Genomic DNA, 15,687 nt, shown 5'->3' on the forward strand with positions numbered 1-15,687 from the left:
TGTGCTGTCGAGGGTTTGCTGATTTCTCTGATTGTTCGATACCTAGTGAGTAGATGATACTTTTTATCAATCCACTCTTTTGCCATTTTGTCAATGCGTAAGTCCTATATGATTAATTCAGCTTATCCAAGTTAGCAGAGCAAAACAAATATTTTTGGAGTTACTACAAATGGCGGTCAACGATAGCATAATTCTTGATACTATCCTTGAGCAAAAAAAGAGTCAAATCGCAAAATTTTTACCCGATGATGATTATTTTAAAATGTTTACGTTTGAGCAAATTTTGAAAAAATTCGATATCATTAAGGCAACTAATTTCCAGACTCCCATACCACCATTTTCTGTTTATTATAAGCGATTGATATTTGAGAGCTTCTACAAAATTAAGACTTCCTCGTTAGCTAACTTTCTCCATCCAGACCCTGGACTCTTTCTCTATCACAATCATGTAAGAATAGAATTAAACACTGTGCGAATTGCTAACTTTACTTTTGTTCTTGGGATGCAGAATTTTGGCAAGTTTTTTGAACAAAATTACATTGGTAAACGTATGGTTCTTGCCAACTTAAAGGAATTTCTAATAAATCTCGTGTGCCAGTAAAACCTTGTCCAATAAATAGTAATAGGGCAATTGTATTGAGGATAGTGTGAATAATTCGCCAGCGATGGGTTTTATCTTGATAAATATCCTGCACAATAGCTAAAGAAAAAATCATTAGCAGTGATGCAGATATGCCTATATAGTAATGCGACCAATACCATTCATTTGTTCGCCGAAATACTCCATCTTGACAACCAATAACTACTAAGCCAACACCAGTTAAAGTGGCAAATACACCACGCCAAAGCTTTTGTTTTGCCTGATATAGAAATACTAAAGAAGCTATAGTTAAAACAAACATGAGAAGAATAAAAATAACTTGGGTTAAATTTTTATTCCATAGTTGATTTTTAATAATATTTTTGCCGATCGCATAACCTAAACCAACTAAAGATATACCTACAACTGCACTACTTAACCATTCGCCTATGCGCCTATGTTCTGTTCCCACTACAGGCGGAATCTTGCTTTTACCTCCCGCTAATGTCTGCAAACGACGTTGGCGTGTTTGCCAGGCAAAGTTACTCACGATGCCAATTAAAGGAAACACAAAAATGACGGCGATCGCTGGATGTACCAGACCTAAAAAATCCGCTATTTCCATATATTTTTTGAGTGATGAATCGTCTTGAATTTCTTATTCAATTCACAGGACTTATAAAAATTTATAAAATGGCATAGCCGAAAGTAGCATTAAATTTTCGGCACCATATAGCTACAGATTTAAATTCTTGCAAATTAACATTATTTGGTAAGGCATAACGTTGATTGCCACTTATTTTCTGTAAACGGGCAATACTTACATAATCTTTTTCTTTAATTCCTGATATTGGTGGTTTTTCAAAACGATACAGAATTACATACAAGTCTGGGCCTTGATCAGTTTTGAAATTTTGATCAAACTCCAGGTAGTTTTTTCCTGCTTCTTTCACCACGGAAACTTGTCCTTGAGTTGGATGTTCTCCAGCTTGGAAATTACCTGGCTTCACGTCAGCAGTAGCTACAGTTGTTGCTGTTGGTGTTTCAGTAACAGTCTGATTTGTACAACCAGCACTTAAAATACTAATTAACCCAATAATGATTAAATATTTATATCTCATAGCTTAAATTTCCTTAAATTGAGAATTTAAGGACAATATATAGCCTGTTGTCAGCCAAAAAATGAGTTATAGCTGAGAATTAGTTAAGAATTATACCAATTTGAAAAAAGAATGTGACAGATGTACAACCCCAAACGCTTGTCCTCTCTTGATTCTTAATTTTGAATTTTGTACTCCTGCGGAGAACCCGAAGGGTATTTTGAATTTTGAATTGGTATTACTTTTACTATGTTTAATATTATTTAACTATCAAATAGTCGCCATGATCTATTAATTGGCGCAGTCAGATTGTTGTTAATTTTGTTGAATAGATAATGAGCGTGCAGTCTCTCAAATATGAAAAGTACTGAGTAGTTTTACCTCACTCCTCTCTGAGTAAGGTAAAATCTGACTTCTACAACTTAATTTTTGCCATTTGGTCGTTGAATAATTGTCTCCACAACCCGCCGCTTGCCTTTCGGGTCTATCCCTACCATCCGCACATACTCACCGTCATAATCAACTAAGCAAGCCTCTAGTGTTGAAATAGCATCTGATTCTGCATCAATATGCAGAGTACCGCAACTTTGCCAAGAACCCGTGCGGAAGCGGCGTGCATCTACGTGTTCAAAAGTAATTTTGTGACCTTGAGACAAGATTTGCCGGATTTGTTCTTGGGTCTCTAAACTCAAATGAGTATTAGATACTTCTCGCTTGTGGGAACTATTATTGACTGGCTGAATCACTGGTGCTTCAGGCGGTGGCGCAGCTTGAGAACCCCTCCCGCGATTTAGGCGATTGTACTCATCTACTAACTGAGAATTTTCTACCCGTTGTTGTTCAGCCAGGACAAAACTACCAGACTCAATTAAATTAGACAAGCTGAAATCCGGCTTTTTAAATTCTGGCGGAGCTTCTAGACTATTCACCACACGCAAAGATATGCGTTCAAACCCGACTTTATGGATGAAGTCGCGGATTTGGATATCATAAATTCGAGAACGTAAAGCGCTAAAAAAGTCAATCGATTGCTTGGGGAAAGTATCAACTAATTGCTCAATTTCCCGTTGTGACAGTCCATCTTCCGCAAAAATCCCCCCGACAATTCCCACCTTATCATCGCGGCTTGGTTCCCAGTAGAATTTCTCCATCCGTCCATCCCGAATCAATGGCGCGTAGAGAGTAGAAAAATCATTACCTGTGACGATAATGGGGACACGTCGTATCGGGTTGGAATCATAACTACCCGGTAACTGCACATCTGTAGGATTATCAGCGATATTCATCAGCGTGGCATTCACCAACTGAGTATTTACAGTATATTGCGTACCTTCATCAAAGCGTCCTGCACCTGCATCTAAATCGTTAATCATCAGCACGCACATTTTACCGCGCACTTTGATCAGTTCTGCTGTTTCCCGATAGCGCAGCCGAATCAACCGGGCTGGGTCTCCCGCATCGGGACTTTCCAATTCACCACCAGAGATGAGTGTAACTTCAATACCCATCTTTTCAAAAGCTAACTCACATTGAAAGGTTTTCCCTTCACCCTTACGTCCATGAATACCTAAAATTAAAGGAACCCGCACCCCAGGAAGATTTAAAAAGTTCTTGGTGATATGAACAGCAAGTTTATCCAGAAAACGCGGAGCGATATAATAACTCATAAAATTTATGACTGGTGATGCTTTATTAACTAATGCTAAGTTTTTTTGGTATCTATTGTTTATTAATCTTTTGGTAGATATCCATAATCACTACCACAAACGCTGTATAGGATAAGTATCAAAAACTGTATCAGCACTTAATAAAGGTATATTTTCTACCATTGCTTGTGCAATTAACATTCTGTCAAAAGGGTCACGATGATGTAAAGGTAGTTGGGAAATAACTAAAATATGCTCGATTTCAACAGGAATTAATCGAATACCGTTCATAATTACCTGCTGTTCCACAAAATCAGCAAAACTCAAATTGAAATTAAGTTTACCGATACTATGTTTAATTCCCATTTCCCAAACACTAGCAACACTCAAGAGATTGTCATTATTTTCAATTTGTGTTCTCATATTGTTATTGATTCTTGAATCACCCATAATGAACCAAATAAATGTATGAGTGTCCAATAGTTACTTCATTACATATACTCCTTAAAGTCTTCTAATGGTTCATCAAAGTCATCAGATATTGTTATTAGACCCTTAGCACTACCAAATCCAGGACGGCGTTTAGGTGGTAAAATAGGGGTCAATTTTACAGCTTGGTGATTATCTTTGATGATGATAATCTCTTCACCACCAAATGCAGCTTCAATCAAATCAGGTAAGTGTTGAGATGCTTCAGCTAAAGTAATGTGCGTCATAATTTTTACCTACTACATCTATATCAGATGTTAACATCAAGCTAGCTAAGCTGTTGTGCATTTAAACTGGGATTTTTGAGAGCTATACTCCTTGCTGTGTCTAGATTGCTCCCTCAATTTTAATGATGAACAGCTTATGTGACTTAAAAATGCTTTGATAGCTGTTGTACAAATATCTCCTATTCTGGTGAGTTCAAGCCTTGTTGTAGCACGAACCTGGGGTAGAAATTTTGTAAGTTCCCAACCAAATGATCAAGTTACCGTGAGGTTTTCTATGACTCTGGAAACGTAAGGGCGAAGACAAGTACACAACTCCTGCGATTAATTCTGCTTTCTTGAGGTGGTGCATAGCTACATATCGACGTTCAAATTCGTGACGAGTTAGGCGATCGCCACTTTCCAAACATGGTATTTTTGGATCTGAAGCTGTCATGCACACAGGCCTCAAAGGAGTGTTACTGGATTTAGTATATATAAAGTATTCTTATCTAAACCAATTTAACCAAGCGTCCCAATTCTCTACAATTCTGGCAAATTCCGTATAACCTCCAGCCTGGGGATGCACACCATCATTAGCCTTAGCTTCATGCAGCCAAACACTTGGTTTTTCTAATAATGGAAAAACATCTAAATAAGGCACATCCAAATCTTGACAAACTAAAGCTAGTTGTTGAGATAAATCAATAGTCCTCCGTCTTCTTCCTGGGTCTTTCTGTTCTATATATGGTGCTGGACTAATCATTAAAACAGGATATAACTTTTTCGCCTGAGTTAAAATTTCTCGTGTATTTTTGATAGATTCAGCAATACTCACACGAGGGTTACCATTTTCGAGTGTTGTATCATTTAATCCAAAAGAAAATACAACCCTCCCATTATCTTCTTTGGGCAACCGTAGCAATACTTCTTGTAACCAACGCTTGGCTATATCAGTGCTGGTATCTCGCCTAATACCTAAATTATAATAGGTGACATCATAACCTTTTTTATTAGCATTAACGCATACTCTACCCGTCCAACCAAGACACTCAGGGTCACCAGTACCGTTAACGAAAGAATCGCCAACAAAACAAATTCTGACTTGGGTTTTAGATTGTTTCGTCACTATATCTCCTGTTGGTAAGCTGTGGCCTATCTGATTTGCACATTCTTTCGTGTTAGCCGTTAACTGCTGACGGTTAACTGTCAACTGTCAACCAGCCTTGTGAGTGACTGGATAATGTAAAAGCATAATGGCTTATCTTGGATTATCTCTCAACCAAGTAACAGCAAAATCAACAGCGTTTCTCATATTAAATAACTTAGTTCGTGCTGAACCAACTGTGGAGATTTGCACACGACCAGTTTCTTCAAAAGCCTCACCTATCTCCTCAAAACAGTCATTATCAATATCAATATCTGTGAACCATTGCCAAACTCGTTGTCCAGCTTCTAAAATCGGCGCACCTTTTTTAACTTCCTGTCCTCCACCAACCCGGTACTCGGCTAAATGAAAACTAGTACAATTCTCATATCCAACCCCCAATAACAATACCCAAGCGTTCAAGTCATAGAGACGCGCTAATGGTGAATTTTCACCTAAAGAGTAGTCCAGGGAATGATTGGCAATGATTTTTTCAGCATCCTTTCCCCAAGCGGCAAAAGAAAGTTGTGGGTGAGAACTTCGCAACACGTTTTCACAAATGCGGAAGGTTTCCACAATTTGACCCATCCCGCGTGTCGGAGTAACTTGAGGGTCAAAAGCCGGCATGGTTTCACGGATAACAGTCCACCATTCTCTAGGAACAGGTGGTGTTTCCCATATAGCAGGGTCAGACAAATCACCAGAATGGGTAGGCATTACCAAATTCCCATCGGGTGTAATCACATCCATCAATGCTTGAACCACTGCAACTGAACCACCGCACACCCAACCCAGTGAACTAAGAGATGAATGGACTATCACCGTCATACTTGAGTTAAGGCCAGCGTTGAATAAATCTGTGGCTAAACTTTGGCGAGTGCGAGGTGATGACGTACTGGCAATTACTTTCGACTCACTCATGTGAAAAACTTTTAAAAACAAGAAAAGAGAGGTAAAATCATTTACCTCTCCTTAACGGATAAATTATTTAAACTAAATCAGCTTTTAGTATCTGCTGGGTTTGTGAACGATGAAGCTGAGGATTTGGCACTGCTTGATGTTGTCAAATCCTACAACGCGGATGTAGTGACCAGGATATTGAGAACGGCAAGCTTGAACTTCACCCAATACTTCACGGGATGTTTTAGCACCAAACAAAGGTAGCTTCCACAGTGTCCAATAAAGTTCGGTGGGTTCAGAAACTTCGTTGAACTCAACGGCTGGAATGTAGCCTTGGCTCAAAATGTACTGGACTTGCTTTTCGATTTGAACGTCGGTGAGGGGGGGTAAGTAAGAAAGGGTTTCGTAACGACGCTCTTTTGGTAAGGTTTGCATAGCTGGTGATAATTGGTTGCTATTTGGAAATAAGTACTTATGCTGGCCTAACTGGATTAATGATCCCAGTCAGCATCGGAAATTGTCTGCTGTTCTGATTCAGGACTGGGGTTGGATAAACTCAGATGCGTCATGCGTTCTAGATGCTGGCGGCGTTGTTCCATATTCGCTTGCTGAATACCGCTACGAACCATTTCAGGTAAGAACTCGGATACTTCTTCAGCTATATGTTCTCTAACAGTCATTATCCGCAAGGCTAAATCTGGCTGTTCTCGGAAAAGTTCTTTAATATAAGCTTCTCCGTCCTGAACTTTGCCGACAGAAAAAGTATGCAGCCATAATGCTAACGGTGGATTCGTTTCGCCTAGCTGTGCCAACACAGTCATTAGCGCCTGATAAGTCAGGTAGCTTTGGAGAGTTTTGGCTGTATCTTTCGCTATTTGCTTGAGATTCATGCTTGACCCAGCCCAATTTAAGTAAAAAGTAGAGAGTAAAAAGTAAAAAGAAGGAATAAAAATTTTTCTTTTACCTTTTAACTTTTTACCTTTTACTTGATGATCAGACGGTATCCATTGCCTCAAACTCGAACTTGATTTCTTTCCACAGTTCGCAAGCAACAGCCAATTCAGGAGACCACTTAGCAGCTTCACGGATAACGTCGTTACCTTCACGAGCCAAGTTACGTCCTTCATTACGTGCTTGGACGCAAGCTTCCAAAGCTACACGGTTAGCGGTTGCACCAGGAGCGTTACCCCAAGGGTGTCCGAGTGTACCACCACCGAATTGTAGTACGGAGTCATCACCGAAGATTTCTACCAACGCTGGCATATGCCATACGTGGATACCACCGGAAGCAACTGCCATTACACCAGGTAAAGAAGCCCAGTCTTGGGTAAAGTAGATACCGCGAGACTTGTCTTGTTCAACGTAGTTTTCACGCAATAGGTCAACGAAGCCCATTGTGATACCGCGTTCACCTTCTAACTTACCTACTACGGTACCGGTGTGGATGTGGTCACCACCAGATAAACGTAGGGCTTTAGCTAATACACGGAAGTGGATACCGTGGTTCTTTTGACGGTCGATTACTGCGTGCATCGCGCGGTGGATGTGTAGCAGAACGCCGTTGTCACGACACCAACGAGCCAAGGTGGTGTTAGCTGTGAAACCTGCGGTTAGGTAGTCGTGCATGATGATGGGCTGATTGAGTTCTTTAGCGTACTCAGCCCGCTTCAACATTTCTTCACAGGTAGGAGCGGTCACGTTGAGGTAGTGACCTTTGATTTCGCCTGTTTCTGCTTGTGCTTTGCTGATAGCATCAGACACAAACAAGAAGCGATCGCGCCATCTTTGGAATGGTGCAGAGTTGATGTTTTCGTCGTCTTTGGTGAAGTCCAAACCACCGCGCAAACACTCGTATACAGCGCGTCCGTAGTTCTTCGCAGACAGACCTAATTTTGGTTTGATGGTACAACCCAACAAAGGACGACCATATTTGTTTAATTTGTCACGCTCAACTTGGATACCGTGAGGAGGGCCTTGGAAAGTTTTGATGTAAGCAACAGGAAAGCGAATGTCTTCCAAACGCAATGCGCGTAATGCTTTAAAACCAAATACGTTACCTACAATTGAGGTTAAAACGTTGGTGATGGAGCCTTCTTCAAACAAATCCAAAGGATAAGCGATATAGGCAATGAATTGGTTGTCTTCGCCAGGTACTGGTTCGATATCGTAGCAACGACCTTTGTAACGATCTAGATCGGTTAACAGGTCTGTCCATACGGTCGTCCAAGTACCAGTAGAAGACTCAGCCGCTACAGCCGCAGCCGCTTCCTCAAAGGGAACTCCGGGCTGGGGTGTAACACGGAACGCCGCCAGAATATCTGTATCTTTAGGTGTGTAATCAGGTGTGTAATAAGTTAGTCTGTAATCTTGAACCCCGGCTTTATACCCAGATTTTGTCTGAGTCTTCGTTTGAGCGTAAGACATATCTATCCTTCCAAGATGTCACTCTTTTTACTTATCAAATCACGTTTTGGTGCAATTTAATCTCACAATTGCTCTACCTCCCCATCAGTTAGGAGAAAAACAGGAACAATCTTTTGGTAGAGGCCAGCGATATTTGTGCAACTAACACTTGGTTGTAGTGGTAATCCTCTTCACCAGTGTCTTACTCATCTAGGAGTGCATAAATTGACGCTTTTATTTTTTCCTCTTGCCATAGTTAAAAAATTCTTTTTTATCTGTTCTTCTCGCCCACTAAATTGCTTTTATCCCTTCACGACCTTCGCGGTTTACGGAAAGTATGAGATGATTCCCCTATATTTCGGGGTATTTAACGAATTGGGTTAGTTTTCACACATTCCCGCTTCTGAACTCTTGCCGACCTCCTTTATTGACAGGAGACGAGCTAAGAGCCAATTTACTTTATGGGTATTTAGTAGAGTGATCAGCGCAAGATGAAAAAATCGCACACCACGTAATTTGTAACTTGTCTCACAATATATCAAGAAATGGCATAAGTTATTCTTTGAAAGTTCTTAACTTACATATTTAAATTTGTTATTACATAAAGTTTTAAACGTTTTGTTAACAATGGGTTACAAAATGTATCAATGACTGTATATGAGTCAGTTGTCATTGGTCATTGGTCATTGGTCATTAGTATTCTTCTTTGCTTCCCCTGCTCCTCTGCCTTTTCCCAATCACCAATCCCCATATGTTTAAAAAATGCTAACTAAGGGAAGACTGAGATTAACCTTTGGTCAGTTTCGCTAATGGCTGGAGGCGCTGTCTCTAAAGGAAATGTCATCGTGGGATTATTTTACAAACGTACTAGTTTACTGATTACTTCTATATTGTTGGGGTCGATAAGTCTGCCGGGTATGACCGTTGTTGGTATTGGTAGTTTGGCGAGGGCAGAAAAAGCGGCGACTAATGCGCCATCACCAACAACCCCTGATATTAAACCATCTGAATTAAAGCCGGCTTATCCTGCATCTGCACCACCCCGACGGGTAGACCCCTTACCTGATGAACGGGATATACAGGAACGCGCAGTAGAAATTGATTATCGCGTGAGTAACTTACTAGGAGATTTCGCAGGGAATCTCTGGGTAGGTTCTTGGCGGGGTTTATCGCGGATTGACCCAAAAACAGGTAAGATTTTAGCCCGTGTTAGTCTACCCAATGTTGCCATTGGTGCTTTAGCTCAAGATAGAGTTGGTCGTTTGTGGGTGGGAACTTATGAAGGACTGATGAGAGTAGAACCCCGCACTAATGAAATTTCCGCGCAGAATTTGTTTTTGCCTTCCAAGCGGGTGCTATCACTGTTAACTGATAAGCGGGGTTATCTATGGGTGGGAACTGACAATGGTTTAGCCTTAGTTAGTCCTGACCAAGGTTTAATTATGACTACCGTCAAAAATTTGCCTGGTGTGAGTGGCAACACCTTAACTTTAGATGCTGATGGTCAACTTTGGGCGGGAACTCTAGATGGAGTTGTGAGGATTAATACAGCCAGTGCTTTGATTATGAAGCGAATCAACGATTTACCTGGTACAACGGTGCAAGCCTTAGCTATTAGTCCAGAAGGTTTAATTTGGGCGGGAATGCCGAATAATTTGCTGGTAATTAACCCAAAAACTGGCATAGTGCTGCGGTCTGTGGCGCGTTTACGGGGTAAAAACGTAACAGCTGTGCGCTTTGCTAAAGATGGTAGTGTTTGGGTAGGTACTAACAATGGTTTGCTACGATTAAATCCCAATACAGGTGCTGTACTAGATGAAGTTGCGGGACTTCCTTCTAGTCGAGTTTTGTCCCTTGTGCCTGATGTCGCCAATAAATTATGGATTGGGACTAGTGAAGGTCTAGCTTGGTTAATGCCCAAAATGGACAAAGCGAAACCTCATCTAGCTTTTAGTCGCCTTGTGAAATGAGGGATTGGGTACCGGGGGTTGGGGATTGGGTACTAGAAATTGGTAATGTTAATGTAGCTTCTAAGCCTTAAATTTAGCTTCTACTCCCCACTCCCTAGAAAAAATGCCAGTCACTACCCAGCAATTAATCCAGTGGAAACAACAAGGACGCTCAATTGTGGCCTTGACGGCTTGGGATTATACGATCGCTCAAATTCTCGATGCTGCTGGTGTAGACTTAATCCTGGTGGGTGATTCGATGGCGGTAATGTTGGGTTATAAAACCACGCTGCCAATTACATTAGAGGAGATGTTACACCACGCTAAAGCAGTTTGTCGTGGTGTGCAACGGGCTTTAGTTGTGGTTGATTTACCATTTTTGACTTATCAAGAAAGTATCCCACAGGCAATTAACTCGGCTGGGCGCATATTAAAGGAAACAGGCGCTCAAGCAGTTAAGTTAGAAGGTGGCTATCCGGCAATGGTAGACACTATTAATCGTTTGGTACAAGCTGGGATACCAGTGATGGGTCATGTAGGCTTGACACCCCAATCAGTTCATCAATTGGGGTTACGTCAACAAGGTAAGACACAGGAAACAGCCCAAAGAATTTTAAACGAAGCGATCGCTCTTGAACAAGCTGGTGTATTCTCTCTCGTTTTAGAGCATATCCCCGCAGATTTGGCAATGCAGATTACACAAAAAGTTAGTATTCCCACAATTGGTATCGGTGCGGGTTCCCATTGCGACGGTCAAGTTTTAGTTACGTCTGATGTATTGGGTTTATCGGAAAAACAACCACCCTTCGCCAAGGTTTATACGAATTTGCGCGAGACAATTACCAAAGCTGTACAAGATTACGCTGCGGAAGTACGCGATCGCCAGTTCCCAGAATAGAGGACTAAGTGTAATGTTGAATTGATAAGTCTTTAAAGACTACAACCAGGGCCGATAAAAGTATCAGGAAAACTAATAAACTCCACATGGTCTGGATTAGCTAAGAATTGCTTGGCTACCAGCAATCCTGCAATACTCCAAGTTTGATAAATTCTAGCTTCTTTACCGATGAGACGACCGTTGTTACCATCGTAGTATTCGGGAAATTTATCGTTACTTAAACGACCTTCGGCAATAGCGATCGCTTCATGGGCAAGTTCTACCTTACCTGTTTTCAGTGCCGCCGCCGTAAATAACCACAGCAAAACAGGCCAATTTCCCCCATTGTGATAAGACCAAGGAATATTTTTGGGGTCACATCCCGTCACAATCTGCCACTCTAAACCTTGCAAAGCAGGATAGCAAATTTTCACCGGCATATATCCAATCAGGTCTTCCCAACGATGAGCAAATAAGTTCATGATGCGTTGAGATTCTTCCTCACTGGCTAACCCTGCCAAAATTGCCATCAGGTTTCCCAAAGCAAAAAAGCGAAAATCCATCCTTCCCGGCCCCAAGTTCCCTGCCAAATATCCACCTTTTTCGGGTAGCCACTCAATCACCCAATCAGGAATTGATTGGGAGAAGATATTAAATTTGTTAGCGATTTCTTTGCCAAATTCATTACCCTTGTAACGATAAATCTCTCTTAATCGCTTCAGGTCTACCCAGTAATAGTTACGGATATGATATTGCAAAGCACCTAAGCGCCCATGAACTTTATCAAGATACTGTTCACCATTCCCATCTGGTAAAAGTAATTCACGGGCTGCCCTAAGTGCAGCATAAAATAATACCTGAATTTCTAGGGGGTGTTCATATACTCCCATACGGCGATCAATCATAAATGCGCCATCGGGAACCAACATGGTGGGGTACATGGAAAACCGATGTGCCAAGCACAGATCCAAAATTAACTTGATTCCTGCTTGAAATTTTGGCTCACGCGCCAAAGACAAGTCACCTGTAGCCTTTTCATAAGCACGCAGAAGGAGAATCCACCACATACAAGAGTCAACTGGTGGAACACGGGCGATCGCTTTTTCACCAAAATCAGCAACTAGATATTCTTTACTACCATCGGATTCTACTTTAAAACTCGCAGGCATTAACCCTGCACCAGGTTGAAAGCAATCCATTTCCTTTTCATGGCTTTGTAATGTCAGTGTTTCTATTAAGAAGTTACGAACAATATCTGTTTGCCCATCCATCAGAAAAACAAAGGCAGAAGGGACAAAATCACGCAGGAAACACTGGTCATAATTGAGCGCAGCTAACTCTGGATCTTGAGCAGCTACAGTACCTATGGGGTTTCCCTCATAATAAATAATGGAATTTTCTAGAAGTTTCCAACTTTCTGTTTCTCGAAGAGACTTGTGATTAATTGGAGGGGTTTTCATAGTTAATATAATTCCACTACTAATCTTTGTGGGAGTTGATAATTTTTAATTGGTAATGGAAAAATTAAAAATATATTGAATAATGATATTGCGGCATTTCTAGACAATTATGATGGCGATCGCGTTCTGCCTAGCGTAGCTGATGGTCATCGCTTAATTAATCCCTGTAATTAAGGCGTTCTTTCCTCTTTACCCTATCATAGAATTTTTGATTATTAGGTTGTCGGGAGTTAGTGCTGAGTTGAGTAGAGAGTAGAAAGCAGGAGAAAAGAAGAAATATTTCTGTAAATTTCTACCTTCTTCTCCCCCGCCTCCTTACTGGCGTAAATTAGCTGGGACTTGCTCTGGAACAACCCAATAGTAGATAGTTCTGCCATCTACTTGTAATGTCTTTTCTGGCTTCCATTCACCCATATCAAAAGCGTGAGAGACAATGCGAGTACCGGGTTTGAGTTGTTTAAGGAGGATGGGACGCAATTTGAGATTAATATCGGGCAGAAGATAGAGGGTAACTACGGTAGCGTCACTAAAATCAGTCTTAAACAAATCTTGCTGAACAAATTTTACGCGATCGCTGACTCCTGCTTTCTGGGCATTTTCGTTAGCTTCTTGAATACGTTCGGGATTAATATCTATACCGATACCCCGTGTGCCAAATTTTTGGGCGGCTGTATTGACAATGCGTCCGTCACCACTGCCTAAGTCATAAAGTACGTCATTTTTACCTACCTGTGCTACTTGCAACATGGCATCTACTACAGGTTGTGGTGTCGGCACATAAGGCACATCCGCAGGACGTTCTTGCGGTTGGGTTGTTGGTGCTTGTGCTTGAGTTTCAGTTTGACCTGTTAAAGTAGGTGCATTAGTTTGTGTCTGTGCTTCCAAATCGGTTTGTTGTGGTGTACAGCCGGCTAATCCCAGGCTCACAACACTAACACCTGTAACAACTGATAATAAAATCTTTTGCAACTTCATGATTATTCTCCTAGTTAATTGTGAATTTCTAAGCCTTACCTTGGCGGTAGCGATTCCAGAACAATATGGGGACACCTGCTATCACCACCAAAACACCGACAACAGCACCCACGTTTGTATAAACCACACTGGAATATAGTAAGTAGGCACAAACAGCACAAAAAAGTAGTGGGGTAAGAGGATAAAAAGGCACACTGAATGGGCGCAGTATGTGTGGTTCCTTCCGGCGCAATATTAGTAGTGATATGCCGGAAAGTAGAAAGAAAAACCAAAACACGGGTGCGGTGTAATCCACCATTGTTTCAAACCCCTTGCGGGTGAATGTACCTAATAGCACTAAGGCGAGAGCGATCGCCCCTTGGACTAATAAGGCAGTCCCAGGAGTACTGGGGAGTTGTCGCCAGCTACCCATGAAGCTAAACAGAGAGAAATCTTGTCCTAAGGCATAGTTAGTACGTGCGCCAGTAAAAATAGTGGCGTTGATTGCCCCCAGAGTACAAATAGCAATCAAGACGCTAATAAATAAAGCTCCTGGTGTACCCCAAATAGTACGCATTAAATCTGCCGCAACTGCCGATGAGTCCGCCATGTTAGCTAATCCCAAACCTCGTAGGTAAGCTAGATTGATTAGCAAGTAAATTGCGGTGATAATGCCAATACTCCATACTAGCGATCGCACTATATTCCGTTGTCTATTTTGTATCTCTGCGGAAATATACGCCGCCTCATTCCAACCACCATAGGAAAGTAGCACAAACACCATTGCTAGTCCCCAACTTCCTGAAGAACTAGATTCTATTGGAGTTACAGAATTGCCAGTGGCACTCAATCCAAATACTACCACTAGTAGCAAACCCAGAACTTTGGCTACTGTTAGTAAGTTTTGCGTCCACTTTCCCTGCTGCAAACCCGCCATATTTAAGGCTGTCAACAATACAATCACCACTGTGGCATACACAGATGATGAAAACGTACCGAGCCGCAAAATTTCCGAGGCATAATCACCAAAGACAAATGCAAGCAGGGCAATAGAACCAGTTTGAACCACTGTCAGCCTTGCCCAGGCAAATAAAAAGGCAATTTGTTGTCCAAATGCGCACTTTAAGTAATAGTAGACTCCACCAACATTAGGGTAAGTCGTCGCCAACTCTGCGTAACACAATGCACCAATAATAGAGACTACGCCACCAGTGAGCCACAATAACAGTACAGCAATATCACTACCTGCTTGACTAGCTACCAGGGCAGGGGTTTGAAAAATACCTGCACCAATGACAATTCCAACAATGAGAGCAACAGCGTCTGATAGTGTTAATAATGGCTTGGGTGCAGATGCACCAGTAGTCTGTATTTGCTCTAACGAACTGTAATCCGTATGTCTACTCACATTGCTTCCTCATAGTTGTTTGCCCTGAATCAAAAGGAAAGTCAGGACGCAAATGGGTATTAAACTCTTTAATTGGCAATGAATGATATTGCGTAGTTATTTATATGGGCATAAAAAAATGACTGCTTTTGAGTCACCGATTTAGATTGTCATCAATAAATGTGAAGAAAAAGTGACAAATATGAGGTTAACTCTACTAGGACTTACGCATGAAAACGAAAGATCAAGGGTTTGGAGAAGGGTATAGGGGTATAGGGGTATAGGGGTGTAGGGGTGTGGGGGTGTAGGGGTATAAATGTTTGAAACCCTTACACCCGGTCTCAACAGACAACCTGTGTGTATAAGTCCTATCTGCTGAATCAAATTCAGAGATCCCAAACGCTTGATAATTTTTATATCAATTCTCTATGAAATTGCGCCAAATAAATGATGTAGAGACTTTGCATACAACATCTCTACAGTAACAGGGCGAACGCATCTTAATTGCTAATAAGAATTGGGAAGCAAATTCAAACATCTAGAATAAAGCCAATTGTCTTAGATAAATAGTGAATGTAAGTCAAAGGATAAA

15 protein-coding genes and 1 pseudogene are annotated in these 15,687 nt (G+C 41.3%); 2 read left to right on the forward strand and 14 right to left on the reverse strand.

What is annotated here, in order from left to right:
- Positions 1 to 485: 485 nt before the first annotated feature.
- From H6G14_RS30485 to H6G14_RS30535, 11 genes and pseudogenes are all read right to left on the reverse strand, one after another.
- Entirely contained in the window at positions 486 to 1,205 is a 720-nt protein-coding gene (locus H6G14_RS30485; protein WP_190572407.1) for a DUF4079 domain-containing protein, read from the reverse strand.
- A gap of 61 nt (positions 1,206 to 1,266) precedes the next feature.
- On the reverse strand, positions 1,267 to 1,701 hold the full coding sequence (locus H6G14_RS30490; protein WP_190572409.1) for a DM13 domain-containing protein: 435 nt from the start codon (positions 1,699 to 1,701) through the stop codon (positions 1,267 to 1,269).
- 401 nt (positions 1,702 to 2,102) lie between these two features.
- Positions 2,103 to 3,347 (reverse strand): RuBisCO small subunit-like domain-containing protein, encoded by a 1,245-nt coding sequence (locus H6G14_RS30495; RefSeq protein WP_190572411.1) that lies wholly within the window; start codon positions 3,345 to 3,347, stop codon positions 2,103 to 2,105.
- A gap of 90 nt (positions 3,348 to 3,437) precedes the next feature.
- Positions 3,438 to 3,806 (reverse strand): type II toxin-antitoxin system VapC family toxin, encoded by a 369-nt coding sequence (locus H6G14_RS30500; RefSeq protein WP_277884344.1) that lies wholly within the window; start codon positions 3,804 to 3,806, stop codon positions 3,438 to 3,440.
- An 11-nt stretch (positions 3,807 to 3,817) separates the two neighbouring features.
- Positions 3,818 to 4,042, reverse strand: a complete 225-nt coding sequence (locus H6G14_RS30505) for a type II toxin-antitoxin system Phd/YefM family antitoxin (RefSeq protein ID WP_190572412.1) — start codon at positions 4,040 to 4,042, stop codon at positions 3,818 to 3,820.
- A gap of 214 nt (positions 4,043 to 4,256) precedes the next feature.
- Positions 4,257 to 4,475, reverse strand: a pseudogene (locus H6G14_RS30510) (Uma2 family endonuclease); the annotation flags it as partial.
- Between the two features lie 51 nt (positions 4,476 to 4,526).
- Complete coding sequence (locus tag H6G14_RS30515) at positions 4,527 to 5,147, reverse strand: GDSL-type esterase/lipase family protein (protein WP_190572432.1); 621 nt, start codon at positions 5,145 to 5,147, stop codon at positions 4,527 to 4,529.
- 132 nt (positions 5,148 to 5,279) lie between these two features.
- On the reverse strand, positions 5,280 to 6,086 hold the full coding sequence (locus tag H6G14_RS30520; protein WP_190572414.1) for an AAC(3) family N-acetyltransferase: 807 nt from the start codon (positions 6,084 to 6,086) through the stop codon (positions 5,280 to 5,282).
- A gap of 84 nt (positions 6,087 to 6,170) precedes the next feature.
- Positions 6,171 to 6,500 (reverse strand): ribulose bisphosphate carboxylase small subunit, encoded by a 330-nt coding sequence (locus tag H6G14_RS30525; RefSeq protein ID WP_190572416.1) that lies wholly within the window; start codon positions 6,498 to 6,500, stop codon positions 6,171 to 6,173.
- 56 nt (positions 6,501 to 6,556) lie between these two features.
- Positions 6,557 to 6,955 (reverse strand): RuBisCO chaperone RbcX, encoded by a 399-nt coding sequence (rcbX, locus tag H6G14_RS30530; protein ID WP_190572418.1) that lies wholly within the window; start codon positions 6,953 to 6,955, stop codon positions 6,557 to 6,559.
- A gap of 103 nt (positions 6,956 to 7,058) precedes the next feature.
- Positions 7,059 to 8,489 (reverse strand): form I ribulose bisphosphate carboxylase large subunit, encoded by a 1,431-nt coding sequence (locus tag H6G14_RS30535; protein ID WP_011320601.1) that lies wholly within the window; start codon positions 8,487 to 8,489, stop codon positions 7,059 to 7,061.
- 788 nt (positions 8,490 to 9,277) lie between these two features.
- Between H6G14_RS30535 and H6G14_RS30540 the strand changes: the two genes are divergently transcribed.
- Positions 9,278 to 10,438 (forward strand): ligand-binding sensor domain-containing protein, encoded by a 1,161-nt coding sequence (locus H6G14_RS30540; protein WP_190572421.1) that lies wholly within the window; start codon positions 9,278 to 9,280, stop codon positions 10,436 to 10,438.
- A 103-nt stretch (positions 10,439 to 10,541) separates the two neighbouring features.
- Positions 10,542 to 11,315 carry a 3-methyl-2-oxobutanoate hydroxymethyltransferase gene (gene panB, locus H6G14_RS30545; RefSeq protein WP_190572423.1) on the forward strand — a complete coding sequence of 258 codons (774 nt, stop codon included), beginning with the start codon at positions 10,542 to 10,544 and terminating at the stop codon, positions 11,313 to 11,315.
- Between the two features lie 32 nt (positions 11,316 to 11,347).
- Here panB and H6G14_RS30550 read toward each other — a convergent pair whose 3' ends face one another.
- The 3 genes from H6G14_RS30550 to H6G14_RS30560 all read right to left on the reverse strand — a co-directional run bounded on the left by H6G14_RS30550 (position 11,348) and on the right by H6G14_RS30560 (position 15,116).
- The gene (locus tag H6G14_RS30550) at positions 11,348 to 12,754 is read right to left on the reverse strand and encodes a glycoside hydrolase 100 family protein (protein WP_190572425.1); all 1,407 of its coding nucleotides are present in this window, start codon (positions 12,752 to 12,754) and stop codon (positions 11,348 to 11,350) included.
- 315 nt (positions 12,755 to 13,069) lie between these two features.
- On the reverse strand, positions 13,070 to 13,729 hold the full coding sequence (locus H6G14_RS30555) for a methyltransferase domain-containing protein (protein ID WP_190572427.1): 660 nt from the start codon (positions 13,727 to 13,729) through the stop codon (positions 13,070 to 13,072).
- Between the two features lie 28 nt (positions 13,730 to 13,757).
- On the reverse strand, positions 13,758 to 15,116 hold the full coding sequence (locus H6G14_RS30560) for an amino acid permease (protein ID WP_190572429.1): 1,359 nt from the start codon (positions 15,114 to 15,116) through the stop codon (positions 13,758 to 13,760).
- Positions 15,117 to 15,687: the final 571 nt, after the last annotated feature.

Origin of the sequence: Nostoc parmelioides FACHB-3921 (genome assembly GCF_014696625.1) — a bacterium.
Classification (GTDB): Bacteria; Cyanobacteriota; Cyanobacteriia; order Cyanobacteriales; family Nostocaceae; genus Trichormus; species Trichormus parmelioides.